This is a genomic window from Bacillus cereus group sp. BceL062, from assembly GCF_051780025.1.
Lineage (GTDB): Bacteria > Bacillota > Bacilli > Bacillales > Bacillaceae_G > Bacillus_A > Bacillus_A toyonensis.
The window spans coordinates 402,894-428,532 of the sequence record NZ_JBPWGY010000002.1 but is presented as its reverse complement, the minus strand read 5'-3'; the positions used below and the strand labels follow the sequence as shown (position 1 = coordinate 428,532).

Below are 25,639 nucleotides of genomic sequence, written 5' to 3'. Positions count from 1 at the left end.
GTACTCCCCCCTCCTATTCAAATTACCTGCTTTTATCATAAGAATTAACGTAATATCAACCATATCCCGTTCATATTGTAATAGTGTATGTCAGAACTCACGATAAGGAGTGAACATAATGAGCTGCAATTGCAACGAAGATAATCATCACCATGATTTTGATTTCAACTGTGTATCTAATGTCGTTCGTTTTATACATGAATTACAAGAATGCGCAACCACTACATGTGGATCTGGTTGCGAAGTTCCATTTTTAGGAGCACATAACACTGCATCAGTAGCGAATACACGTCCTTTTATTTTATACACAAAGGCTGGAGAACCTTTTGAAGCATTTGCACCATCAGGAAGCCTTGTTAGCTGTAGAACTCCAATTTTCCGCGTTGAAAGCATCGATGATGATGATTGTGCTGTGTTACGTGCATTAGCTGTAGTATTAGGTGATGGCTCCTCTGTACCACCTGGTGACGATCCAATTTGTACGTTTTTAAATGTACCAAATGCAAGGTTAGTATCAACCCCTGCTTGTCTTACGGTTGATTTAAGTTGCTTCTGTGCTATTCAATGCTTACGTGATGTTACGATTTAAAACTAAATAACGATTTAAGCATGGATTGGGTGGCAGAGAATTCTGCCACCCAATCCATGCTTAAAAGGTATTATTATGTATTTTTTATAAAATTGGGAACTTGTCTAGAACATAGAACCTGTCCTTTTCATTAACTGAAAGTAGAAACAGATAAAGGAGTGAAAAACATGTTCTCTTCTGATTGCGAATTTACTAAGATTGATTGCGAAGCGAAACCAGCTAGTACACTACCTGCCTTCGGTTTTGCTTTCAACGCTTCTGCACCTCAGTTCGCTTCACTATTTACACCATTACTATTACCTAGCGTAAGTCCAAACCCAAATATTACTGTTCCTGTAATAAATGATACAGTAAGTGTCGGAGATGGTATTCGAATTCTACGAGCTGGTATTTATCAAATTAGTTATACATTAACAATTAGTCTTGATAACGTTCCTACGGCACCAGAAGCTGGTCGTTTCTTCTTATCATTAGGTACGCCGGCTAACATTATTCCTGGATCAGGTACAGCGGTTCGTTCTAACGTTATTGGTACTGGTGAAGTAGACGTATCCAGTGGTGTTATTCTTATTAACTTAAACCCTGGTGACTTAATTCAAATTGTACCAGTTGAATTGATTGGAACTGTAGACGTCCGTGCGGCAGCATTAACAGTTGCACAAATTAGCTAGTAAAAAGCGGTATTTCTAAAACAGGAATACCGCTTTTTTATATGTATAATAAAAAACACTCACAGTAACATGAGTGTTTCATTCTTCATATTGTTTTATTTTGTTCTTCTTTTTCCCGCAATTACATCCCTTTTTCTTCACAAATCCTTGTTGTTGCAATTGTTCTTGATATGCCTGTTGTTGTGCTTGGTGTTGTTGCTGTATATTATACCACTGCTGCAGGTCATATAAATTTTGCCTTGGATTATTGCTCACAGCAAACATCTCCTCTACTGTCAATTCTGTCTATTCACTATATGAACAACTCCTTATTTCCGTTCCCTCATTCTTTTAAACTCCGCTTTTTCTTGATGTTATAAAAATATATTATTCTCCCATAAAATATCCTGTAATTGTTTCAATGATTGCAGCTGCACCTGCGATAGCTAATAATGCAAGTAATGGCTCCGCAACGATCGGGATCCAATTATATAAAACTAATAAAAAAGCACTAACCCATACACCTGTACACCAATAACAACTTAATAATTCTCCAATCCATTTTCTTAATCCTTTACCTTTTACTTTTGTAAAAGTCGATACGCTTCCATCCGGCTCCGTAATCTCTAATTCATCAATAAACGGTCTTCGCAAAAAGGCTGTAATTTTATCATAAACAATTAAACGAGTGAGCCTAAAAGCAGCTAACGCGAATATAAAAAATAAAAGCCAGCTTGTAAATAGCATGAATCCACCTTCCCTTATCTTCTTTCGCCTATTTAAAAAAAAAGGTCTTGAGATTGTGACCAAATCTCTCCGACTCCAATATCTTATTAATGTAAATACAAACAAGAAGATAAGGAGTGACATTAATGAGTTGTAACGAAAATAAACACCATAGCTCTTCTCATTGTGTAGTTGACGTTGTAAAATTCATCAATGAATTACAAGATTGCTCTACTACTACGTGTGGATCTGGTTGTGAAATCCCATTTTTAGGAGCACACAATACTGCATCAGTAGCAAATACACGCCCTTTTATTTTATACACAAAAACTGGTGAACCTTTTGAAGCATTTGCACCATCTTCAAGCCTTACTAGCTGCCGATCTCCAATTTTCCGTGTGGAAAGCGTAGATGATGATAGCTGTGCTGTCTTACGTGTGTTAACTGTAGTATTAGGTGACGGTTCTCCTGTACCGCCTGGTGACGATCCAATTTGTACGTTTTTAGCTGTACCAAATGCAAGATTAATCTCGACATCTACTTGCATTACTGTTGATTTAAGCTGCTTCTGTGCTATTCAGTGCTTACGCGACGTTTCTATAGTTAAGTAAACTAAAAAACTATTGGGGTGGTAGAAGCTTTCTACCACCTTTACATATTTAAAAGCCGGCCATATCAATCGATTTGATGTCTTCTATAGATAACCGAACATCTCTCATACTATTTGGTGGCATAATGGATACAATGCCATTACGATACGATATAATCGATCCTATATATGAGACGGTAGTCGTTCTTATCCTACATCTTACTTTCGGAATGTAATGAGGACGATTTAATAAAAAATGAATTTTTTCTTCATTATTCATATCTTTAAATGATTTATTGTACGGGACTGTTCTCACTTGCTGTTGCTCTTCTTGTTTCTCTTGTTTCTCTTGTTCCTCCTCTTCTTCTATTTTTTCTTCTATTTGCTGCTCTTCTTGTTCTATCACCTCTTCCACAGCACTACTTACAACATTTTCGTTTCTATTACTTTTCTCTTTTCGGTCCTCATCTTCAAAATTCGTTAATATAATTCGTTTTATTTTCGGTGCAGCAAGTTCTAAATTTACTTGCGCAATATATAACAACGGTTTTCCAACTGTTGAACTTTTATTTTTATTCTTCACACTCGTCCCTCCCACTTCCATACGTCGCTGAATAAATCGTGTACTATTATAGTTATATTCATAACGTGGCAAGAACTTTCGTTAAAAATCGTTCTTTCTGAGAACAATAAAAAAGGACAGCCTCAACGTTTAGAGACTGTCCTTTAAAAACTATAATCAATATTTATCCTAAAATATGATATCCTGAATCAACGTGAATATTTTCTCCTGTTACACCGCGTGCTAAATCACTGAATAGGAATACTGCTGTATCTCCAACCTCTTCTGGCGTTGTAGTACGACGAAGTGGTGCGCGCTCCTCGATTTCTCTTAAGATTGAGTTGAAATCGCCTACACCTTTCGCAGATAACGTACGAATTGGTCCTGCAGAAATAGCGTTCACACGAATGCCGTGTTGGCCTAAATCGTTTGCTAAATATTTTACGCTCGCTTCTAATGAAGCTTTCGCAACACCCATAACGTTATAATTTTTCACAACGCGCTCACCGCCAAGGTATGTTAACGTTAAAATATTTCCGCCTTCTGTCATTACTTTCTTCGCTTCTCTTGCTACAGCTGTTAAAGAGAATGCACTAATATTTTGTGCAAGTAAAAATCCATCGCGAGAAGTATCTACAAATTCACCTTTTAAATCGTCACGATTTGCAAAAGCAATACAATGTGCTACACCGTGAATTGTACCAACTTCTTGCTTAATCGTTTCAAAGCAAGCTGTAAGTTCTTCATCATTCGTTACATCACAAGGTAATACAAGTGATTCTTGACCTTCTAATGTGTCCGCTAATTCACGAACATTTCTTTCTAAACGTTCTCCTGCATATGTGAATATTAATTTTGCACCTGCATTATGCAAAGAGCGAGCAATTCCCCATGCAATACTTCTTTGGTTCGCAACGCCCATAACAACAAATGTTTTCCCTTGTAATAGTTCCATGATATATCCTCCCAGAAATACTTATACTTGTTATTAGTACCTGATACTATAATTATAGTACCATAAAACAGCTTAAAGGCAAACAAAAAAGTCATTAACTCAAATTTGTTAATGACTTTTTGTTTCTATAAAAAAACGTTCTAATCCTTCTTCCCAAGAAGGCATTTGTAAAAAACCATTTAATCGTAGCATGTTATGTTGAAAGATCGAATATTTAGGCCTCGCAGCCTCCGATCCGAATTCTTCCGTTGAAACAGGTAATACATTCACATCCATATTTGCATAAGAAAATATTTTTTGTGCAAATTCAAACCAAGAGCATGATCCTCTATTGGATACGTGATATGTACCGTATAAAGAAGTGTGAATGAGTTTATTAACCATCATATTTAAATCTGTCACGTACGTAGGAGAGCCAATTTGATCCGCTACAACGGTTATTTCATCTTTTTCTTTACCTAATCGCATCATCGTTTTCACAAAATTACTTCCATATTTACCATACAGCCACGATGTACGAACGATAAAGTATTTATTATGTAACTCTTTGACGAACTGCTCCCCCGCATACTTAGAGGCCCCATATATATTTATCGGAGCTGGATTATGAAATTCACCATACCCATCCGGTCTGGCGCCCTGAAATACATAATCGGTACTAATGTAAACTAACTTAGCCCCTACTATTTGTGAAGCAACCGCTACATTTCGAGCTCCTATTGCATTTATTAAATAAGCAAGATCTTGTTCTTTCTCAGCAAGATCAACCTTCGTATAAGCTGCACAATGAATGATTATATGTGGTCTTATCTCTTGTACCACTTGCTGAACTCGGGATATGTTTGTTACATCTAGTAACTTTTTATCAAAAGGATATATGTCATATTCTTCAGGACTTAACTCTTCTTGTAGTTGCTTTCCTAATTGTCCATTTGCTCCTGTTATGATAACCCGCTCTTTCATTTTCATGCCCCTTACTTTTCTTTTAGTGGTTTCCACCATTCTATATGATTTTCATACCATTCCACTGTTTCTTTTAGCCCTTGTTCAAACGTATACTGCGGTTCCCAATCAAACTCACTTTTCATTTTTTGTGCATCAATTGCATAACGACGATCATGACCTAAACGATCTGTAACAAATTCAATATCTTTTTCTGTTTTACCTAAGAGAGTAATAATTTGTTCTACAACATCTACATTTGTTTTTTCATTATTTCCGCCTATATTATATACTTCTCCTAAATGCCCCTTATGCAAAACGATGTCAATTGCACTGCAATGATCCTTTACATGTAACCAATCTCTTACATTTAATCCATCACCATATAACGGTAGCTTTTTTCCTTCCAGCGCATTCGTAACCATTAATGGAATTAATTTTTCGGGATATTGATACGGCCCATAGTTATTGGAACAACGCGTCACTATAACTGGTAATTTATATGTTTTATAATAAGATAAAGCTATCATGTCCGCGCTCGCCTTACTTGAAGAATACGGACTATTTGGAGCTAATGGGGTTTCCTCAGTAAACTTTCCTGTTTTCCCTAAAGAACCGTATACTTCATCTGTTGATACTTGTATGAGCTTAATATACGGATACTTTTTCACTAATTCTAATAAAGTGACTGTCCCAATTACATTTGTATCATAAAAAGGGATCGGATTTTCAATGCTACGATCTACATGTGATTCAGCTGCGAAATTTACAACTATTTGCACTTCACGTTCCTTAATAACATGTTCCAGCAGCTCTCCATTTTGAATTTCCCCTTTTACAAAAAAGTAATTCGGATGATCTTGAATAGACTTTACATTATTTAAATTTCCGCTATATGTTAATGCATCGAAATTTATAATTTTATATGTTTCATAGCTTTGTAACATGTAATGGACAAAGTTACTTCCAATAAATCCAGCTCCACCTGTTACTAATATATTCATAAACAACTCTCCTACTTAAAAGCTATCGTCATATTCCTGAAGCAATGGTAATATTCGATCCTTATCTGACAAGATAGGATTTGCTACCGGCCATGGAATTGCTAATTCTTTATCTTCCCAAAGTAATCCAGAGTCATGCTCTGCGCTATAATACTCATCTACTTTATACATAACAAGGGTATGCGGAACAAGCGTACAAAAACCGTGAGCAAATCCTTTTGGTACCAATAATTGCCGATGATTATCCGCACTTAAAATGTATCCTCTCCACTGTTTAAATGTTGGGGAATCTTTTCGCAAATCAACGATAACGTCGTAAATTGCCCCTTGCATAACTTGAATGAGTTTTGTTTGTGCTTTCGGTTTTTTTTGAAAGTGCAATCCTCGAATTGTTCCTGCCTGCGCTGAATAAGATACGTTATCTTGTACAAATAAATATGTAATTCCTAATGTTTCTAGTACCTTCTTATTATAACTCTCTGTAAAAAAACCACGCTCATCTCCAAATAACCTCGGTTCTAACAATTTTGCATCGGTAAAGTTTATTTCTACAACTTTCATATTCTCACCTATTCTCCGTTAAACTGTTTCCCAAAGTTTATATCCCGCGCTAACGTATTCGCCCTTTGAAGAGAAGCATGAGTCCCCGCATCCGTCCACCAACCGCTCATTTCATTATAAGTAAGTACCCCTCGTTTTAAATACCAATTATTTATATCTGTAATTTCAAGTTCTCCCCTTGCGGAAGGTTTTAATTCTTTTATATAGGAAAAGACTTTCGAATCATACAAATAAATTCCCGTAACAGCATAAGAGCTTTTCGGCTCTTTCGGCTTTTCTTCAATTCCAATTATTTTTCGGTTTTGAATATGTGCTACACCAAATCTTTCAGGATCTTCTACAGATTGCAATAGCACTTTCGCACCTTCTTTTTGCTTTGTAAACTCTTCAACATACGGATGAATATCATCTGAAAAAATATTATCTCCTAATATAACTACCATACGATCATTTCCGATAAAATCTTCACAAAGACCTAAAGCTTGTGCAATTCCACCAGCTTTATCTTGCACCCGATACGTAAAAGACACGCCAAATTCATAACCACTTCCTAAAAAGCTAACAACATCTCCCATATGCTCTTTACCTGTAATTATCATAATATCTGTAATCCCGCATTGTTTTAGCTTATATACTGCATGATAAATCATCGGATACCGTCCAACAGGAAGCAAATGTTTATTCGTGACTTTCGTTATTGGATATAGTCTCGATCCAGTTCCGCCCGCTAAAATAATCCCTTTCATCCTACATCTCTCCCTTATGATGGAGATAGTATATCTTTATACTGTTCTACAAACACTTTCCGATACTTCTCGTATGTATCGGCATCAAACTCATCTCCGTTATAATGAATACACCATAAATTTGCTTGATTAGGGATACCGATTAGATAGCCAGCCTTTTGAAACTCTAAAGACTGTGAAACGTCATAAAAGTGGAATCCTTGAAATAAATCTTCTCGCCACGGAATATCATACTGCGTTGCCATGAGTAAACCATCGATTGCCTGCACTGACATAAAAGATTGATTTCCATAAAACCCTTGATCTAAATTTAATAATTGATAATTCTGTCTTCTATACTCAATCACTTTCCCTACTAAATTTTTCCCTTCCCACCATATCCCGTTACTCGGTAAAAACTGAGCACCTGCGACTCCAATTAAACCAAGTTTTTCATTTTCTTTAAAAAGAGAAATAAGATTATAAAACATATCACGATTAATAAGGTACGTGTCTTGATGTATATATACTTTATACTTTGCTGGAAATGAAAGGGCTCGGTTATATGCACTTGCCATACTTTTTGCATCTCGTATCGGGAAAATTTGCACAGCATAGCCAGGGGGAACAAAAATGTTTCTTATTTGCCTCTCACATTGCTCGAAAAGCTTTTCATTATTTACACAAACAACGACTAATATTGTGTGATCTTTCATTTTGTAGCCCCTCTATTCTTCCTTATTCACATCTGACATATAGTTCTCTACAAATACTTTTCTATATTTTTCATAGTTTGTCATATTCACATCGAAATGATAATGAATACACCAAGCATCGCGCTGTACAGGTACACCGACTGTATATCCTGCTTTTTTAAATTCAAATGATTGAGATACATCATAAAAGTCAAATCCGTCAAATAAGTCTTCTCGCCACGGGATATCATATTGTGTCGCCATTAACAAACCGTCAATACATTCAACCGGAATAAACGTCTTTGATTCATGAAATGGTTGCTCTAAACTTGCCATATAAAACAAATCGTTCATATAACCAATGACTTTCCCGACAATCCCACGCCCTTCGTTCCATATACCAGTTGGAGGAACATATTGCGACCCAACCATCCCAATCATTCCAAGATGTTCATGTTCCTCAAATAATTGAATTAATCCGTATAGAAAGGCTGCATTTATAATAAATACATCTTGGTGTAAATACACTTTATACCTCGCTGGATGTGAAATAGCTTGATTGTATCCGCTCGTCATGCTTTTTGCATTTCGAATCGGCATGAATTGGATAGTATACCCAGGAGGTACTGCCAATTTCAATATGTGTCGCGCACATTGTGCATACAATTTCCGATCATTTATACATGTAACAAATAATATTGTTTTGTCTGCCGCACTCATAATTGTGATTTTTCTGCTTCAATAATATATTGAAATACAACCGTCTCAGCCATGAAGCCACTTCCAAGACGATACTTTTTACAAATTCCATATAACTCTTCAATAAGTGGCTCATATATTTTATGATCCACATATACACGATCTACTTTACTAATTGAATATCCTGCTTTTAAAAACAGTCTTAACATTTCATTAAAAGTAAAGAAACGAATATGTGTTTTATCTAACAGACCATACTCTGTATACGTCCAGTTTCCAGCGAGTAAGGGGGCTAACACTGAGATGTGAGCAACGTTCGGTATACTAGCTAAAATCACACCATTTTGTTTTATATATGGTTTCACTTTTTCTACCACAGCCCATGGATCAAACAAATGCTCTAATACGTCACCAAATATGATGCAATCAAATTGGCCCTCCTCATACGGCATATCCATTGTCTCTATATCGCCTAAAACAACATGATCTAGCTTTTCTTTTGCTTTTTCCGCTGCTTCTGAAAATGCCTCAATTCCTGATACACGTGTACCATTTTCTTTTATAGCCGCTCCTAATGCACCACTCGAGCAACCAATATCAAGAACTTCTTTCCATTCCTTTTTTATATGCTTCAATAAATTTGGATTCGCTGCATTATAATAAAAATCAGATTTTTCTTCATATAAAGAACTTTTTTCCCGATTCATTTCACACGCTCCTTATGTAAATTGAATTTGAAATATACATCTCATATGAACAAAATACACTTTACAACCAATATCATCTCTGCCGATACTCTAATATATAGCCAATCTATCATTATTAGAATCGTGACAAGTTATTTCCTAAAAATAGCATGCATTACACCTTATATTGTTTATCAAAAACACCCCGAAAATATTTACGGTTATATTCGATTGCAGCATTATTCGGAACATAAGAAGCTGCTAATTCATTGTAATAATAAGCTTTGTCTTGCTCCCCTAACTTGCTGTAGCAAATACACATTTGTAAATAAGGAAGCCATGTGTAGCTAGCTGGGCTGTGAAATGGACTATCCTTCGCTAGAGGCACTTCCGTTGCTAATTTAAACCAAAATATCGCTTCATTATACTTTTGTTGATCCATATATATATATCCTATTCTTGTACAATTCTCTCCTCTAGGAACATCGTACCGAAACGATTTTGCACAAGCCTCAACTGCTTTCTCCCACAGTCCGAGCTTCGCATAACAATCCCCTAACTTACCGCATGCATAAATTTTCTCTTCATACCATCCTTCATCTTGATTCAGAAATGTTTCATATAAAAGAACCGCATCATTGTATTTTTGATTATCCATAGATTCATTTGCATAATAAAACAAATCTCTCGGACTCAATTCTTCTCCAGCTGCTACAGCATTTTGAAAAATTTTCAAATTACGATCCGTTACTTCTTTTTCCTTTTTATGTGTAATAGCAATGTTGCTATTAAAAATTTCACCGGAAACCGCTAAATACTCATGTACTTTACCAAACCATTGAAACTGTTTTTCGCGCTTTACAAGCCGATACCTTCTTGTGCAATATAAAGGCTTCCCGTTAGAGTCCATTACAAGGTGATAAGGCATCGAAACAGCATCCACATTAGAATCTAATTGTCCCTTTAATTGTTTCAATGCTTCTTGAGCATCTTCTAATAATACGTCATCTGCATCTAGCCATAATATATACTGTTGCGTCGCTTTTGAAAAAGCAAAATTTCTAGCCGCAGCAAAATCATCAATCCACTGGAAATCATATATATTAGGAGTGTATTTCTCTACAATTTCTTTCGTTCGATCAACAGAACCTGTATCAACTACTACAATTTCATCAACAATTTCTTCAATCCCATCCAAACATCGAGCTATTGTCTTTTCCTCATCTCGGACTATCATACATAAACTAATTGTAATGCCTTGCTTGTTCAATATAATCACCTTCTTCCAACTCAATCATATGTTATACAAACGCGAAACTTTCCACATTTTTATATTGTTCAAGTTATTTTAGATTTCTTTTCAATAATTCAAATGTCCGTGTCATTTTCTTGCGATTTTGCATCTACTATATAATGAAAGCTTTATGGAGGTGAATTTATGTCAAATAATAATTATTCAGATGGCTTAAATCCTGATGAATCATTATCAGCTAGTGCATTTGATCCTAATCTTGTAGGTCCAACTTTACCACCAATACCACCGTTTACACTTCCAACCGGGCCAACTGGACCTACTGGGCCGACTGGACCTACTGGACCTACTGGGCCATCTGGACCTACTGGGCCGACTGGACCTACTGGGCCAACTGGACCTACTGGGCCGACTGGACCTACTGGGCCGACTGGAGGCACTGGTACAACTGGCGCGACTGGACCTACTGGGCCGACTGGAGGTACTGGTGCAACTGGACCTACTGGGCCGACTGGACCTACTGGGCCAACTGGACCTACTGGGCCAACTGGATCCACTGGTGCGACTGGACCTACTGGGCCAACTGGACCTACTGGGCCAACTGGACCTACTGGGCCAACTGGACCTACTGGACCTACTGGGCCATCTGGATTAGGACTTCCAGCAGGATTGTATGCATTTAACTCTGCTACAGTTTCTTTAGCTCTTGGAATTAATGATCCTGTACCGTTTAACACGGTTGGATCTCAGTTTGGTACTGCAATTTCTCAATTGGACGCTGATACTTTCATCATAAGTGAAACTGGATTCTATAAAATTACTGTTATCGCATATACTGCAGCAGTAAGTTTATTAGGTAGCCTTGCAATTCAAGTTAATGGAGTTACTGTACCAGGTGCAGGCACAAGCTTAATCTCAGTTGGCGCACCTATCGTTATCCAAGCAATTACACAAATTACAATAACTCCATCAATGGTTGAAGCAGTTGTTACTGGAATTGGATTATCTCTAGCTCTTGGTACAAGTGCATCTATTATTATTGAGAAAATCGCTTAATCTTTTACTTAGCAGTAAAACTGATATTGGTTTTACTGCTTTTTCTATTTCGAATTCAATCATGAAATCTTTGCTATCTACATAATCATATTGTTGTATGACATTTTTCAGGAGGCATAAATATGGAAAATAAATCCGCTGTTCAGCTTTATCTCGAATTGCTAAAGAAGACAATTTTATTTGAAATATGGTTAGAATATGAGGAGTACTTACCTGCATCTCTACATATATCAAAAGAACTTCAATTCGAGCCAGTTACCGTACCACTCCCTTTATTCATTAAGCAATATGCCGAAAATCACAACTTAAAAATTGTAAAGCCAGATGTTTCAAAAAGTGAACGTCATGATGGACTGGATTGGCCAAGAGCAGCACATAGTATGATTGGCCGAGAACGTATGAATCAGTTACATGAGGCAATGGAAACCGTTGTTCGTGAAAATATAGAAGGAGATTTTATCGAAACAGGTGTATGGCGCGGAGGTTCTTGCATTTTTATGAATGGCTTTTTACAAGCCAATAACATTACGGATCGCAATATTTGGGTTGCAGATTCATTTGAAGGTTTGCCAGCACCGAATTTAGAACAATATCCGAAAGACTACGGTGATTATTTACACACATTCGATTATTTACGTGTTTCTTTAGAACAAGTACAAGGAAACTTTAGAAAATATGATTTATTAAATGATCAAGTAAAATTTTTAAAAGGCTGGTTTAAAGATACTTTACCAACAGCACCAATAGAAAAGATTGCAATTGCACGACTGGATGGGGATATGTATGAATCTACGATGGATGGTCTCGTGAACTTATACGATAAAGTTTCAACCGGTGGCTATATTATTATTGATGACTATGGACTACCAGCTTGTGCAGAAGCTGTGACGGACTTTAGAAATCAAAGAAACTTAAAAGCTCCTATTACTAAAATTGATATCTTTGGTGTATATTGGCGAAAAGAATAAGAGAAATTTTGATTATAAGGAGGTTCCATTCCTATTAATCTAATACTTGAATACATGAACCGTTTTAGGAATCTCCTTGTATGTAATAAGCGGTCACATCTTATCCTCTTTCGCTATCAAATAAAACTTTAATTTCTCCATACTCTTCGTTTTGAGGTGAGATTCGTCTGTAAATATCGAGATAATATGGATACCGTATTGGTTTGCCTTTTTACTACAAGGAAGGAGTGTATTTATGAGCGAACTTGAAAAAAAAATAAAATTACTCCCCCCTCCTGAACTCGTCCAATATGTAGGTGGCGATTTTGAAAAGGTCGGTAAAGAATTCCTAAAGCATTTCATTCAAATTGGGGCTTTAAAGTCAAACGAAAAAGTATTAGATGTAGGCTGCGGCGTCGGCCGAATGGCTGTTCCATTAATGAATTACTTAACTGATGATGGAGCGTATTATGGATTTGATTTGTTTAAAGAAGGTATCACTTGGTGTAAAAATAATATTACAACTACCCGTAATAATTTTCATTTTGAACACGTTGACATATACAATCAATTTTACAATCCAGAAGGAAAAGAAGATGCCTCTCACTATAAGTTTCCATATGAAGACGCGACATTCGATTTCATCTTTTTAACTTCTGTATTTACGCACCTTCTCCCAACAGAATTAGAACATTACGTATCTGAGATTGCACGTGTATTAAAAAAAGACGGGAGATGTTTTATTACGTTCTTTTTAATAAACCCTGAGTCATCCTATTATTTAAATGCAGGACTAAGTGCGTTAGGATTTTATCATCAAATTGAAAATTGTTATGTCGTAAATAAAGATATTCCTAATTTCGCAGTTGCTTATCCTGAAACAGATATTTGCGCTTTATTGAATAAATATGGCTTAGAGGTAATGAATAAACCACACTATGGTTTATGGTGCGGCCGACATGAATATACGAGTTATCAAGATATTGTTCTTACAAAAAAAAGCTTCTGAAAGGAAGTTACGTATGACAAATGAAAAAAATCTACCTCTGGTTTCCATCCTTATTCCCACCTATAATAGACCACATTATTTCAAAATCGCTCTAGAAAGTGCTTTGGCACAAACTTATCCAAACATTGAAGTTATTGTAGGAGACGATAGTACGAATGATGAAACTGAAAAATTAATGCATGAAAAATACTTACCAAACCATTCCCGTATAACATATATCCGGAATAGTACTACTTTAGGACAATTCCATAATGACCTCATGCTCTTAGAACAGTCTAGTGGCGAATACATAAACTTCTTAATGGACGATGACTTATTCCATAGTAATAAAATCGAGAAAATGATGTTCTATTTCCAACAAGACTTAAATCAAAAACTCGCACTTATTACATCATATCGCACTTGGATTGATGAAAATGGAGATATAATTGAAAACCATCCCGCTGTAAATAGATTGTATAGCGAAGATACTCTGCTAAGTGGGATAGATTTTGGAAACCATATGCTTTTATCTGGACAAAATATTATTGGTGAGCCTACGACTGTACTCTTTCGAAGGCGACTATTAACAGAACCTTTTGGTACTTTAAATGAAAGGAACTATTGTTGTAGTGTTGATATGGCCTCTTGGATGTGTTTACTTTCAAAAGGTGATGCATTTTATATCACTGAACCTTTAAGTTCCTTTCGCTTTCATGATGGACAGCAAGTACACCATAAATTACTGGAAGGATCTGAAGATTTTTCACATCTCGTTTTAACCTCAAAAAAGTATGGTTTCTTACAAGATTTCAATGATTATAGAACTAGTCTGCTCAAAGCCTATGAGTGGTGTATAGGCGCATTCGAGTTTTATAAACAATACCCCAATCTCATTCCAGATGCACACATACGTCTTTCTCGTTGTTTAAATATAATTATAAAAGAGCTAAATCCACGATAGCTTTGCATAAGGGAGGAGCTATTCCTCCCTATTATGTATGACTTTACATAAATAGTGGAATAAATGTATGGACAGTCTGCTTATATCACTTTTAGAATGACGTCATCAACATATTTACTAGGCGATAGAAAGGATTACATACAGTGAAAGATACGAATTCTCAATATCAAATAGACTACGTATTACTATTCATTTTATTTGCCATTGGGACTGTTAGTTGCTTTGCTATTGCAAGTGCGCAAACCTCTTTACCACCATTTTTACAAAATGTAAATTTTGCACTCAAGCAAATACAATGGTACTTCATTGGATTTTTCGCTATTGGTGTTATTATGATTATCGATTTCGATCGGTATCAAAAAATTGCTTGGTATTTATATAGCTTTGCAATGATATTACTTATCGGGCTAGAACTTCAGGTTCCAGGTGCCGTTACAATTAAAGGTGCTACCGCTTGGTACAGGCTCCCAGGTATCGGAAATTTTCAACCTTCAGAAATTATGAAATTATTTTTAATTATCGTCATTGGACGAATTATAGCTAATCATAACGAAAAATATTTTTTTCGAACACCTCGTGAAGATTGTATCTTACTCGGAAAAATATTCGCAACGAGTTTGCCACCACTACTACTTATTGCAAAAGAACCTGATTTAGGAAACACAATGGTAATTTCAGCGATGCTGGCAGCAATGATACTAGTTTCCGGTATACGTTGGCGCTTTATTTTCGGATTAGTCTCCGTTATTTTCACAGCAGGTTTTACCTTAACGTATATTTATATTGCTCATACAGAATTCTTTAAGGAGTATATCTTAAAAGAATACCAATTAAACCGCTTCTATGGTTGGCTGGCCCCTTACGAATATGACGCGCAAGGCTATCAATTAAGACAAGCTTTCTTAGCTACTGGGTCAGGAGAAATGCAAGGAAAAGGATGGGAAAATGGACAAGTATATTTTCCAGAACCACATACAGATTTTATTTTCACGAACGTCGCTGAACAATTTGGATTTCTAGGCGCAAGTGTCATTATTTCACTTTTTTTCTTACTCATTTTTCGAATGATTCATATCGCTTTAGAAAGTAATGACCCTTTCGGTAGTTACATTTGCGCTGGTACAATCGGAATGTTTACTTTCCAAGTATTTCAAAATATCGGGATGACAATCGGATTACTCCCTATTACAGGGATCACATTACCCCTTATGAGCTACGGCGGAAGTTCGTTGCTTACATACATGATTGCAATTGGATTTATTTTAAACGTTCGCTCACGAACGAAAGTTTTTATGTTTAAATAAATCGTGCAAAAAACGATATTTTTATCTCTATCCTTTTTTAGTTATACTAATGAAAAATAGGCTGGAGGTTTACATATGAAATATGACATTATAGGTGACATTCATGGCTGCTTCCAAGAGTTTCAAAACTTAACGACGAAACTAGGATATAAATGGAATAGTGGCTTGCCAGTTCATCCCGACGAGCGAAAGCTGGCATTCGTTGGTGATATTACAGACCGTGGCCCTCATTCATTACATATGATTGAAATTGTATGGGAACTTGTCATACATAAAAAAGAGGCTTATTACGCTCCTGGAAATCACTGTAATAAGCTGTACCGATTTTTCCTCGGACGTAATGTGACAATCGCTCACGGACTTGAAACAACTGCTGCTGAATACGAAGCACTATCTTTTCATAAACAGCAAATCATAAAAGAAAAGTTCATCACCCTTTATGAAAATTCCCCTTTATATCACGTGCTCGATGAGAAACGGTTAATTGTATGTCACGCTGGTATTCGAAAAGATTACATAGGAAGGCAAGATAAAAAAGTACAAACGTTTGTATTATATGGCGATATTACAGGTGAAAAACATGATGATGGCTCTCCTGTCCGTCGCGACTGGGCGAAAGAATATAAAGGCGACGCTTGGATTATATATGGACATACACCAGTAAAAGAACCTCGTTTTGTAAATCATACAGTCAATATCGATACTGGCGCTGTATTTGGAGGTAAGCTAACTGGATTACGTTATCCTGAAATGGAGACCGTTTCTGTCCCGTCTTCCCTTCCTTTTTTCCCTGAGAAATTCCGCCCAATTTCATAATCCTCTCTACTTTGTACAATTCACGAATAACGAGAGATTATCATATTTTCTAGACGTATCCTATATAAATCTAGGTAAAGCAATTAAAAAAAGATGCAATAAAGTGCATCTTTTTTTAATTGCACGACATATAATGTCGCAGGAGGTGACAGAATGAAGAAAAAATCTTCTAAACAAAAAAGAAAATTCCACCCTTTATATCAGCCCATGTATGGAATTAACAACTGGTGCGGCATTCGAGCGGCAGCTATAGAAGAACTGGAAGAACAAGAGTCATCAAAAAAGAACAAAACTAAACCAAAATACGTCTCTTTAGAAAATGCTGTAATGAGCCGCCTAATCAATCGTAGAAAAGTAAAAATGCAGCAAAAAAATAAATCTCTCTCTCATCACGATGAACAAATACTGCATTCCGAGGAAAACAAGGAAAATACGGAAGAAATCATTCCTGTAGCAATAAATAAAAAAATACAACCAGAAATTCCAACCGATATTATAAACCAAGTAAAAAAAATAAAAGAAGCATTAACTCCATCAAATCATATACAAACAGAAAAAACGATCATAATTCAGACTCCTGCACCTGAAAATACGAAAGTAAAAAAAGAAGGCCGATATTCACATGCAGAAGGGCTTCACTCTCATGCAGAGGGTACAGTTTCACATGCAGAAGGACTTCTTACACACGCAAAAGCAACTTGCTCCCATGCAGAAGGATCAAAAACAAAAGCAACTGGACATAGTTCGCATAGTGAAGGAAGTGAAACGACAGCAGGCGGCTCTTATTCTCACGCGGAAGGTAAACATACGATTGCTTTAGGCGAAGCAGCACACGCAGAAGGAACCGCAACTATCGCTAATGGATTCTCTTCTCATGCGGAAGGTAATCATACATCAACAGCTCATTTTGCAGGAAGCCATATTATGGGACGATTCGGTACGGCCGAAGAAGCCTATTCTTGGTTTATTGCAAATGGAACAAACGATACCGATCATAATATCGGTGCTAAATGGCTTGCTCATAATGGAGAAATGTACATTGAGGGTGCTTCTTACAATGCAAGCGGAACGGATTTTGCACAAATGTTTGAAACAGCGGACCATAAAGCTATTGATGTCGGTTATTTCGTTACATTTAGTAGCGAAGAAAAAATTCGGATAGCTACTTCAAACGATTCTTTCATTTTAGGAATATCTAGTGCAACCCCCGCTATTATAGGAAATAGTGGTGCTTTAAGTTGGCAAAAGCGCTATAAAACAGATAACTTCGGAAAGCGTCAATATGTACGTACAGAAACACAAGAAATACAACCACTTTTAAATACAGAATGGGATCCAGCTTGCAAATATATAGCAAGAAAAGACCGCTCCGATTGGCTTCCTGTCGGATTAATTGGACAAATGTTAGTACGTGATGATGGCACTTGCGAACCGCATGGATATTGTCGTCCAAATGATGATGGCATTGCTACAAAAGCTGAAAGTGGATTTTTCGTTATTAAGCGTACGGATGATAATCAAATTTTAATATTATTCCGCTAAGAAAAAAGGGACCAAAATTCTTCATTACATAAGAATTTTGGTCCCTTTTTAAGCGTGCATTAATAACTGCTGCATATCGCTTGGAATCGTCGTAGCAAAAGACATTTCCTTTTCTAAAATAGGATGATAAAACGCCAAAGATGTACTGTGAAGTGCTTGTCGTTTCATTTCATCCCTTCTTCCTCCATATAAGTCATCACCAAGTAACGGATGTCCTATATGAGCCATATGCACGCGGATTTGATGCGTTCTTCCTGTCTCAAGTTCAAGAGATACATGCGTCTTTTGCGAGGAGCTATGAATCACTCTAAAATGAGTAACGGCCCTCTGTCCATCCTCACAAACTGTTCGTTCAATGATGCTATCTGATTTTCTACCAATCGGTGCATCAATCGTTCCTTCACGTTTTATCATCTCTCCATGAACAATTGCTTCATACGTTCGTTTCACAGCTTTTTGTTGATGTTGTTTCGATAAAAGATGATGTACGAAACGATTTTTTGCAATAAGCATGAGTCCTGACGTATCACGATCCAACCTTGTTACAATGTGCACCGTACTGGCAAGATGCTGCTTATCATAATAAGATAAAAGCGCGTTAGCAACACTTCCCTCTGGATGTTCTCTAGACGGAATCGTTGACATGTTCGCTTCTTTATTGATGACAAGAACTGCATCATCTTCATATACAATGCATAGTGGGATATCTTCCGCAATCATCCCTTCACTTCTTTCTTCCACTGGAAAAAAAACACGTAACTGTTCGCCCGCTTGTAGTTGATGACGAACGCTCGCATATTGACCATTTACTTCAATGGCTCCGCCATGAAATTTTATATCCGTTAAAGCAGCTTTAGAAATCCCTTTTGTTTTCAAAAATTCTCTAACTAAAGTTCCCTCTTCAGATGACTCTATATCCCATTTCAATGTAAATCTGTTCAATATATAAACCCCTTCTATTTATCTGCAACAAACGAGTCACGGACACGTTTCCAGAATGGGAACGGGCGGAAACGAACAAATCGCACTTTCTCGTTTGCAACGCGATACTGGATTGATTTCACATCTTGATGAACCATCGTTAAATGGTCCACCGTAATTTGTAAGTTCATCCCTGGAGCCGGCTTCAACACACATGTATGATGCTTCGGCAATACAAGCGGCGAGCCTACAGTACGAAACACACGGTTGTTAATGGATGCCATTTCTGCAATTTGAATTGCTTCAATAGAAGGGTGAATAATTGCACCGCCAAGTGCTTTATTATAGGCAGTACTTCCTGAAGGAGTTGAGATACATAGACCATCCCCGCGGAATGTTTCAAAGTACTCTCCCCGTATTTCCACTTCTGTTACTAATGTGCCCTCTGCACTTTTTACAGTCGCTTCATTCATCGCTAAATACTGTGACTCTTTACTTCCATTCACATAGCGAATAATTACTTCTAAAAGCGGATATTCCACCACTTGGAATGGTGTTTTAGCAATCGCAATTACTAATTTCTCTACTTCTGTCGGTAACCAATCTGCATAGAAACCTAAATGCCCTGTATGTACACCAACAAATGCTGTTTCATCCAATCGATTATAATAACGATGAAACGCATATAAAAGCGTTCCATCTCCCCCAACAGAAATTACAATATCGGGTTCCTTTTCATCCATAATGAATCCAAAATCTAGCAAGTACTCTTTCATCGTGCTTGCTAGTGTATCTGATGATTGATCTCCCTTTGACATAATTGTAAATTTCATCGCCAACACCCTTTAGTTTATGATTCGGAATCTTTCGTTTCTTGCTTTCTTGAAAAAGCCTTTTGTGCTTCTTGAATTTCAAGACGAATAGAAGACATTTCTTCATCCAATAAAAACGCCGCTTCCGCTGCACGTTGCAAGCGTATTTTAATATCTTCAGGAAAACGCCCACTATATTTATAATTCAAAGAATGCTCAATTGTTGCCCAAAAGTTCATTGCTAGCGTGCGTATTTGGATTTCTACCAATACTTTTTGTTCCCCTTGAATCGTTTGAACAGGATAACTAATAACAACGTGATAAGAGCGGTAACCGCTATCTTTCTTTTGCGTAACATAATCACGCTCTTCCACGATTTCAAAGTCATTTCGTTTTCGAAGATATTCTACAACAGGCTTAATCTCATCAACAAATTGACACATCATTCGAAGGCCCGCGATATCCTGCATATCTTCTCTGAGCCGGTCTAGCGGTACATTTCTCTTCTCCGCTTTATCAATGATACTTGCAACCGACTTTACCCTTCCTGTTACAAACTCAATTGGAGAATGCTCTGTTAACATTGCAAATTGAGTACGCATTCCTTTTAGTTTCACTTTCAGCTCTGCCACCGCTTGATGGTAAGGTGCTAAAAATTCTTCCCAATTTCGATTCATTTCAACCACCACCAAAATCAATCCATTTGCTTATAGAAATACTTTTTCTACAGCAGTTACTAGTTCTTCTCCGTAATTTGCATTACCTTCAATATTTTCAACTAAATATTCTACTTCTTCTTTTAAACCTTCTAATTCCATTTCAACATCATTCACTTGAATAAACATCGCTGTATCTTTATTCATCGCTTCACGCATTGCTTCCCAGCATGTATGCGGAATACTTACATATATGAAAGATGATTCGTTTTCTAAGATATATAAAAATGATAAATTGTCTGAGTCTACAAGTACGTGGTTACGCGCACTTAACTCCTTTACCTCTATTTCAGTATTTTCCGCACAAAAAATAAGCGCATTCTCTCTCATTTCTACGCTCTTTACTTGAATTTTATTTTGCATGCTCGAACTCCTCCATCTCAACTTCCTGTCTTACTTAACAGTATTATTGTATCATAACATGGACGCAAACAAATAAAACATTGAACCAAATTTGTGAAAAAGCGATAATGTGTAAAGAATTATTTTTCAAAAGGAGCGCATACAATGACACAAGAAATTGAAATTGAATTTAAAAATATCGTTACAGAAGAAGAATTCCAATCATTATGCAAATCTTTTTCTATTGTAGCTTTCACGAAACAAGTGAATCACTACTTTGAAACGCCCGACTTTTCATTAAAAGAAGCTGGTTCTGCACTTCGTATTCGTCATAAAGGGGAAACTTATACATTAACGTTAAAACAACCTGCAGAAATCGGCTTGTTAGAAACGCATCAAGTTGTAACCGAGGCCGAAGCAAAAATGATGATGGAAACAAACACAATCATTCAAGGTGCTGTAGTAGATCAACTACACAAATTACAAATTCCTGTTTCCGCTTTAACTTATATGGGCAGTTTAACAACTGAAAGAGCTGAAACATTATTTGAAGGCGGAACGCTTGTCTTTGATCATAGTTTCTATTACAATCACGATGATTATGAAATTGAATATGAAGTGCAAGACGAAGAAACAGGAAAAGCTGCATTTATTCATTTATTAACACAGCATAACGTACCAGTCCGCCATACAAATAACAAAGTAAAACGCTTTTTCCTTGCCAAACAAAACAAAGCACGCTAAAGTGAAAATTCCACTAGTGAATCCGTTCTACTAGTGGATACATCTCACTTCTTAAAAAGTAAAAGATTCATTTACACCTGTAGAAGAAGCAAAGGATGTTAGGAAGGCTGTTTATTTGCCCTCTCGAACATTCCATTGCTACAATAGATATACATTTCATGGAAAAAGGAGTTTATAAAGGATGAGCAAGCAACCGATGACACCATTTGAAGCAATTGGCGGTGAACAATGCATTGCAATATTAGTAGACACATTTTATTCCTATGTCAGTAAACACCCTGACTTATCTCCCATCTTCCCGGATGATTTAACAGAAACAGCTAGGAAGCAAAAACAATTTTTAACACAATATTTAGGTGGTCCTAATTTGTACACTGAAGAACATGGTCATCCTATGTTAAGAGCACGCCATCTTCCGTTTGAGATTACGCCAAAACGAGCAGAGGCTTGGCTATCATGTATGGAGCAAGCAATGGATGACACAGGAGTGCACGGTCATATAAGAGAGTTCGTTTTTGAACGTTTAGCATTAACTGCTCAGCATATGGTTAATACTCCAAACGAAACAGGTGAAATATAATGGATAAACAGGAAGCAAAGCATATCAATATGCCATCTCCTTCCGCATGTGAGCATAAGTCTGTAGAAGCATATTTATTTATTGATCCACTTTGTAAAGATTGCTGGGAAATTGAACCCTTTATTATTAAACTATGGCTTGAATACGGGAAATACTTCTCTATTCGTCATATTGTAACTGGAAAAGTGGACGGAACGAACGCTTCCTCACACAAATGGAATAAACCTGCTAATATTCGATTTGTGTGGGAAAAGACGACAAGTTTACAAGGTTTTTCATGTGATGGAAAAGTACATATGCAAGAGGCATCATCAACACCATATTTAGTTTCGATGGCAATTAAGGCAGCGGAGTTACAAGGCCGAAAAGCAGGTTCGAAGTTTTTGCGAAAACTCCAAGAATACATTTTCCTTGAAAATGTATCAAACCCTGACTGCGAATTATTGCTTGCATGTGCAAAAGATAGCAATATTGATGTAGAAGAATTTAAAAAAGATCTACATTCCGCCAGCGCAAAAAAAGCTTTCCAATGTGACTTAAAATTCACAAATGAAATGCATATTACAGAAATACCTTCCCTCGTCTTTTTTCATGCGAACTCAGATGAAGAAGGTATTAAAATCGCTGGAACTTATTCCTATGATGTATACGTACAATTATTAAAAGAGCTCGTAAAATGTGAAATCGAGCCAGAACCATTACCGCCTTTAGAAATGTTACTAGAAGCAACGCAATTTATATCTTCAAAAGAAGTAGCATTTATATATGACTGCTCGCAACAAGAGATCGAGCGCGAACTAAAAAAATTACAACTGAAACGCAAAGTACAAATGATTGACGTAAAATGTGAGCGTTATTGGAAATGGATAGCAATAGAAAAAGACCTGGTGTAAACACCAGGTCTTTTTCTTTACGGCTTATAAAAATATTAAAGGGGATGGGAGAAATTTTCACGTTCAAACAAAGGGGTATATGTTTGTATGTGAATTCGTTCACGCTTATTATATTACAAGATTCGACGTCAGATGACAACCCCTTTTGTCGAATTTCACACTTTTGTCACATTCTAAACGTTTTCATTTTTGAATAAGCTATATAAAAGCCCTTTAGGAGGTGTTTTTCATAAAGAAATCCTATATTTTACTAATTTTTTCATGTGTCCTTGTTTCTTTTTTCTTGTACATTCTCTCTCTATTACAAGCTTTTCCTAAAATTATCGCCTTTCCTCTTTTATTCGGAGTCATCGTCATCGCTCTCTCTTATTTCAACCATAGAAAACGATTTAAAGGATTTTGAATTCAAAAATTAACTATAAAACTGTCTTCAAATTTAGAAATAGTAAGGAAAATCGATTTTTATTTCGACAAATATCGACAAATTATATTTTTAAACAAAAAAGACGAGGATAAAATCCCTCGTCTTTTCTCATTACTTTTCTTCAAATAATAACGCTTCTAATTCATTTAATTTCTCTTCAAATACTTGTAGTGCCTCTTTCACTGGTTCAGGAGATGCCATATCAACTCCTGCTTTTTTCAGCACTTCAATTGGATAATCAGAGCTTCCTGCTTTTAAGAATTCATTAATGTAACGTTCTACCGCTGGTTGCCCTTCTTCTAAAATCTGTTTAGATAGAGCCGTTGCTGCACTAAATCCTGTTGCATATTGATATACGTAATAGTTGTAGTAGAAGTGCGGAATGCGAGACCATTCTAACCCAATTTCTTCGTCAATTACTAAAGCGTCACCGAAATATTTCTTATTTAAATCGTAGTAGATCTCCGTTAACATATCTGGCGTAACAGCATGTCCTTCTTGTACTTTCTTATGAATAATATGCTCAAACTCTGCGAACATCGTTTGACGGAATACAGTACCACGGAATCCTTCTAAATAATGATTTAATAAATATAGGCGCTCTTTTTTATCTTCTGTCGTTTTTAATAAATAATCATTTAGAAGCGCTTCATTACAAGTTGACGCTACCTCTGCAACGAAGATTGAATAATCACCGTATACGTGCGGCTGTGTCTTTCTTGTGTAATAACTATGCACAGAATGACCAAACTCATGAGCAAGTGTAAATAAATTATTTACATTATCATGCCAGTTCATTAAAATATAAGGATTTGTTCCGTATGCACCAGATGAATATGCTCCGCTTCGTTTTCCTTTATTCTCATACACATCTACCCAGCGATTTTCATATGCTTCTTTCAAAATTTCAACATACTCATCACCAAGTACGTTTAAAGATTTTAATAACATGTCTTGTGCTTCTTCATATTTCACATTCATTTTCACTTCTTGTACAAGTGGTGTATATAAATCGTACATATGAAGTTCATCAAGTCCTAGCGCACGCTTTCGAATATCGATGTAACGGTGCAATAAATGTAAGTGATCATTTACCGTTTCAACAAGTTGATCGTAAACTGCTTCAGGAATATTATTATTGCTCAATGCAGCTTGGCGAGCAGAGTCATATTTACGAATACGTGCATTGAAATTATTACGTTTCACTGCTCCGCTTAACGTACTTGCAAATGTGTTCTTAAATTTCCCATACGTTTCAAATACAGCTTTGAATGCATCTTCGCGAACACGACGATCATCACTTTCTAAAAACTGAATGTAACGACCATGCGTAATTTCTATTTCTTCTCCGTCCTCGCCTTTAATAGACGGGAATTTCAAATCCGCATTATTCAACATACCAAATGTATTACTTGATGAACTCATTACTTCAGATGCTTCCGCTAATAAAGCTTCCTCAGCCTCAGATAATACGTGTGGACGTTGACGTGTAATTTCTTCTAATGCATGTTCATATACACTTAAGTCTCTATTTTCTTTTAAAAATGCTTGCAGTGTATCTTCTGAAATAGATAAAATTTCAGGTACGATATACGCTGTGCTACTAGATACTTGTGAATATAAATTCGTCGCACGATCATTTAAAGCTTGATACACAGAGTTTGTTGTATCTTGATCGTAACGCATATGAGCATATGTATATAGCTTACCTAGTCGCATTGAAATTTCATCTTCATATTGCAGTGCCTCAAGTAAGTTGTTCGCAGAGTCACCAAGCTTCCCTTTAAATTCAGTTAACTGCGGTAGTAACTCTTTAATCGCTTGAAATTCTTTTTCCCATTCTGCATCTGTTTGGAAAATATCTTCTAATCGCCACGTACTTGCTTCTTCAATCTCATTGCGATCTGGTAATGTTTTTGCTTTATTTTGTTCAGACATTCTGTAAGCCCTCCTTT

The 25,639-nt window shown here is 36.5% G+C and carries 30 protein-coding genes; 13 read left to right on the top strand and 17 right to left on the bottom strand.

Features of this window, described 5'->3' with window-relative positions; all coding sequences use genetic code 11:
• Positions 1-118: 118 nt before the first annotated feature.
• Both cotY and exsF read left to right on the top strand, forming a co-directional pair.
• Positions 119-589, top strand: coding sequence for a spore coat protein CotY (gene cotY / locus ACS2MN_RS07420; RefSeq protein WP_001277720.1), 471 nt, complete (start codon positions 119-121; stop codon positions 587-589).
• 167 nt (positions 590-756) lie between these two features.
• On the top strand, positions 757-1,260 hold the full coding sequence (gene exsF / locus ACS2MN_RS07415) for an exosporium protein ExsF (RefSeq protein WP_000492940.1): 504 nt from the start codon (positions 757-759) through the stop codon (positions 1,258-1,260).
• A gap of 78 nt (positions 1,261-1,338) precedes the next feature.
• Here the strand turns inward: exsF and ACS2MN_RS07410 are convergent, their stop codons facing one another.
• Together ACS2MN_RS07410 and ACS2MN_RS07405 are read right to left on the bottom strand one after the other, a co-directional pair.
• Complete coding sequence (locus ACS2MN_RS07410) at positions 1,339-1,524, bottom strand: hypothetical protein (RefSeq protein ID WP_033660380.1); 186 nt, start codon at positions 1,522-1,524, stop codon at positions 1,339-1,341.
• Between the two features lie 102 nt (positions 1,525-1,626).
• Positions 1,627-1,986 carry a DUF1360 domain-containing protein gene (locus ACS2MN_RS07405; protein ID WP_000899662.1) on the bottom strand — a complete coding sequence of 120 codons (360 nt, stop codon included), beginning with the start codon at positions 1,984-1,986 and terminating at the stop codon, positions 1,627-1,629.
• A gap of 125 nt (positions 1,987-2,111) precedes the next feature.
• On the opposite strand from ACS2MN_RS07405, the gene exsY reads away from it, so the two are divergent.
• Positions 2,112-2,576 carry an exosporium assembly protein ExsY gene (exsY, locus tag ACS2MN_RS07400; RefSeq protein ID WP_080595565.1) on the top strand — a complete coding sequence of 155 codons (465 nt, stop codon included), beginning with the start codon at positions 2,112-2,114 and terminating at the stop codon, positions 2,574-2,576.
• Between the two features lie 48 nt (positions 2,577-2,624).
• Here exsY and ACS2MN_RS07395 read toward each other — a convergent pair whose 3' ends face one another.
• The 10 genes from ACS2MN_RS07395 to ACS2MN_RS07350 all read right to left on the bottom strand — a co-directional run bounded on the left by ACS2MN_RS07395 (position 2,625) and on the right by ACS2MN_RS07350 (position 10,656).
• The gene (locus tag ACS2MN_RS07395) at positions 2,625-3,158 is read right to left on the bottom strand and encodes a spore coat CotO family protein (protein ID WP_088055506.1); all 534 of its coding nucleotides are present in this window, start codon (positions 3,156-3,158) and stop codon (positions 2,625-2,627) included.
• A gap of 142 nt (positions 3,159-3,300) precedes the next feature.
• The gene (fabI, locus tag ACS2MN_RS07390) at positions 3,301-4,071 is read right to left on the bottom strand and encodes an enoyl-ACP reductase FabI (protein WP_000421885.1); all 771 of its coding nucleotides are present in this window, start codon (positions 4,069-4,071) and stop codon (positions 3,301-3,303) included.
• 108 nt (positions 4,072-4,179) lie between these two features.
• Positions 4,180-5,034, bottom strand: coding sequence for a dTDP-4-dehydrorhamnose reductase (gene rfbD, locus ACS2MN_RS07385; protein WP_098709838.1), 855 nt, complete (start codon positions 5,032-5,034; stop codon positions 4,180-4,182).
• Positions 5,035-5,045: 11 nt separating this feature from the next.
• Positions 5,046-6,017, bottom strand: coding sequence for a dTDP-glucose 4,6-dehydratase (gene rfbB, locus ACS2MN_RS07380; RefSeq protein ID WP_098709839.1), 972 nt, complete (start codon positions 6,015-6,017; stop codon positions 5,046-5,048).
• Positions 6,018-6,032: 15 nt separating this feature from the next.
• Positions 6,033-6,578 (bottom strand): dTDP-4-dehydrorhamnose 3,5-epimerase, encoded by a 546-nt coding sequence (gene rfbC, locus ACS2MN_RS07375; protein WP_098805154.1) that lies wholly within the window; start codon positions 6,576-6,578, stop codon positions 6,033-6,035.
• A gap of 8 nt (positions 6,579-6,586) precedes the next feature.
• A complete protein-coding gene (locus tag ACS2MN_RS07370) occupies positions 6,587-7,324 on the bottom strand; it encodes a sugar phosphate nucleotidyltransferase (protein ID WP_000676185.1) in 738 nt (245 codons plus the stop codon).
• A 14-nt stretch (positions 7,325-7,338) separates the two neighbouring features.
• Complete coding sequence (locus ACS2MN_RS07365) at positions 7,339-8,019, bottom strand: glycosyltransferase family protein (protein ID WP_070172870.1); 681 nt, start codon at positions 8,017-8,019, stop codon at positions 7,339-7,341.
• A gap of 12 nt (positions 8,020-8,031) precedes the next feature.
• Complete coding sequence (locus ACS2MN_RS07360; protein WP_001271195.1) at positions 8,032-8,718, bottom strand: glycosyltransferase family protein; 687 nt, start codon at positions 8,716-8,718, stop codon at positions 8,032-8,034.
• Positions 8,715-9,404, bottom strand: a complete 690-nt coding sequence (locus ACS2MN_RS07355; RefSeq protein WP_001078420.1) for a class I SAM-dependent methyltransferase — start codon at positions 9,402-9,404, stop codon at positions 8,715-8,717. Before ACS2MN_RS07355 ends, ACS2MN_RS07360 begins: the two co-directional genes overlap by 4 nt.
• Positions 9,405-9,558: 154 nt before the next feature.
• Complete coding sequence (locus ACS2MN_RS07350) at positions 9,559-10,656, bottom strand: glycosyltransferase (protein ID WP_088055507.1); 1,098 nt, start codon at positions 10,654-10,656, stop codon at positions 9,559-9,561.
• A gap of 165 nt (positions 10,657-10,821) precedes the next feature.
• Between ACS2MN_RS07350 and ACS2MN_RS07345 the strand changes: the two genes are divergently transcribed.
• The 7 genes from ACS2MN_RS07345 (at position 10,822) to ACS2MN_RS07315 (ending at position 18,252) form a co-directional block, all read left to right on the top strand.
• Positions 10,822-11,691: a BclA C-terminal domain-containing protein gene (locus tag ACS2MN_RS07345; RefSeq protein WP_346994094.1), complete on the top strand. Its 870-nt coding sequence runs from the start codon at positions 10,822-10,824 to the stop codon at positions 11,689-11,691.
• A 122-nt stretch (positions 11,692-11,813) separates the two neighbouring features.
• Positions 11,814-12,659, top strand: coding sequence for a TylF/MycF family methyltransferase (locus ACS2MN_RS07340; protein WP_000428841.1), 846 nt, complete (start codon positions 11,814-11,816; stop codon positions 12,657-12,659).
• A 235-nt stretch (positions 12,660-12,894) separates the two neighbouring features.
• Positions 12,895-13,647: a class I SAM-dependent methyltransferase gene (locus ACS2MN_RS07335; RefSeq protein ID WP_098805152.1), complete on the top strand. Its 753-nt coding sequence runs from the start codon at positions 12,895-12,897 to the stop codon at positions 13,645-13,647.
• Positions 13,648-13,660: 13 nt separating this feature from the next.
• On the top strand, positions 13,661-14,590 hold the full coding sequence (locus tag ACS2MN_RS07330) for a glycosyltransferase family 2 protein (protein WP_015000235.1): 930 nt from the start codon (positions 13,661-13,663) through the stop codon (positions 14,588-14,590).
• A 143-nt stretch (positions 14,591-14,733) separates the two neighbouring features.
• Positions 14,734-15,894, top strand: coding sequence for an FtsW/RodA/SpoVE family cell cycle protein (locus ACS2MN_RS07325; RefSeq protein WP_087950755.1), 1,161 nt, complete (start codon positions 14,734-14,736; stop codon positions 15,892-15,894).
• A gap of 75 nt (positions 15,895-15,969) precedes the next feature.
• Positions 15,970-16,710 (top strand): bis(5'-nucleosyl)-tetraphosphatase PrpE, encoded by a 741-nt coding sequence (gene prpE / locus ACS2MN_RS07320; protein WP_098805151.1) that lies wholly within the window; start codon positions 15,970-15,972, stop codon positions 16,708-16,710.
• 153 nt (positions 16,711-16,863) lie between these two features.
• Positions 16,864-18,252 carry a peptidase G2 autoproteolytic cleavage domain-containing protein gene (locus ACS2MN_RS07315; RefSeq protein ID WP_098709755.1) on the top strand — a complete coding sequence of 463 codons (1,389 nt, stop codon included), beginning with the start codon at positions 16,864-16,866 and terminating at the stop codon, positions 18,250-18,252.
• Positions 18,253-18,300: 48 nt separating this feature from the next.
• Here the strand turns inward: ACS2MN_RS07315 and ACS2MN_RS07310 are convergent, their stop codons facing one another.
• From ACS2MN_RS07310 to ACS2MN_RS07295, 4 genes are read right to left on the bottom strand one after another with little or no spacing between them, the layout of a single operon-like run.
• On the bottom strand, positions 18,301-19,194 hold the full coding sequence (locus tag ACS2MN_RS07310) for an RluA family pseudouridine synthase (protein WP_088055470.1): 894 nt from the start codon (positions 19,192-19,194) through the stop codon (positions 18,301-18,303).
• Between the two features lie 14 nt (positions 19,195-19,208).
• A complete protein-coding gene (locus tag ACS2MN_RS07305; RefSeq protein ID WP_000673191.1) occupies positions 19,209-20,006 on the bottom strand; it encodes an NAD kinase in 798 nt (265 codons plus the stop codon).
• Between the two features lie 17 nt (positions 20,007-20,023).
• On the bottom strand, positions 20,024-20,662 hold the full coding sequence (locus ACS2MN_RS07300; protein ID WP_001081482.1) for a GTP pyrophosphokinase: 639 nt from the start codon (positions 20,660-20,662) through the stop codon (positions 20,024-20,026).
• Between the two features lie 30 nt (positions 20,663-20,692).
• Complete coding sequence (locus ACS2MN_RS07295; protein WP_001180013.1) at positions 20,693-21,064, bottom strand: hypothetical protein; 372 nt, start codon at positions 21,062-21,064, stop codon at positions 20,693-20,695.
• A gap of 144 nt (positions 21,065-21,208) precedes the next feature.
• On the opposite strand from ACS2MN_RS07295, the gene ACS2MN_RS07290 reads away from it, so the two are divergent.
• The 3 genes from ACS2MN_RS07290 to ACS2MN_RS07280 all read left to right on the top strand — a co-directional run bounded on the left by ACS2MN_RS07290 (position 21,209) and on the right by ACS2MN_RS07280 (position 23,260).
• Positions 21,209-21,787 carry a CYTH domain-containing protein gene (locus tag ACS2MN_RS07290; protein ID WP_087950753.1) on the top strand — a complete coding sequence of 193 codons (579 nt, stop codon included), beginning with the start codon at positions 21,209-21,211 and terminating at the stop codon, positions 21,785-21,787.
• Between the two features lie 181 nt (positions 21,788-21,968).
• On the top strand, positions 21,969-22,367 hold the full coding sequence (locus ACS2MN_RS07285) for a globin domain-containing protein (protein WP_000043381.1): 399 nt from the start codon (positions 21,969-21,971) through the stop codon (positions 22,365-22,367).
• Positions 22,367-23,260, top strand: a complete 894-nt coding sequence (locus ACS2MN_RS07280) for a ClpXP adapter SpxH family protein (RefSeq protein WP_000360648.1) — start codon at positions 22,367-22,369, stop codon at positions 23,258-23,260. Before ACS2MN_RS07285 ends, ACS2MN_RS07280 begins: the two co-directional genes overlap by 1 nt.
• 535 nt (positions 23,261-23,795) lie before the next feature.
• Here the strand turns inward: ACS2MN_RS07280 and pepF are convergent.
• On the bottom strand, positions 23,796-25,622 hold the full coding sequence (pepF, locus tag ACS2MN_RS07275; RefSeq protein WP_000003362.1) for an oligoendopeptidase F: 1,827 nt from the start codon (positions 25,620-25,622) through the stop codon (positions 23,796-23,798).
• Positions 25,623-25,639 lie beyond the last annotated feature (17 nt).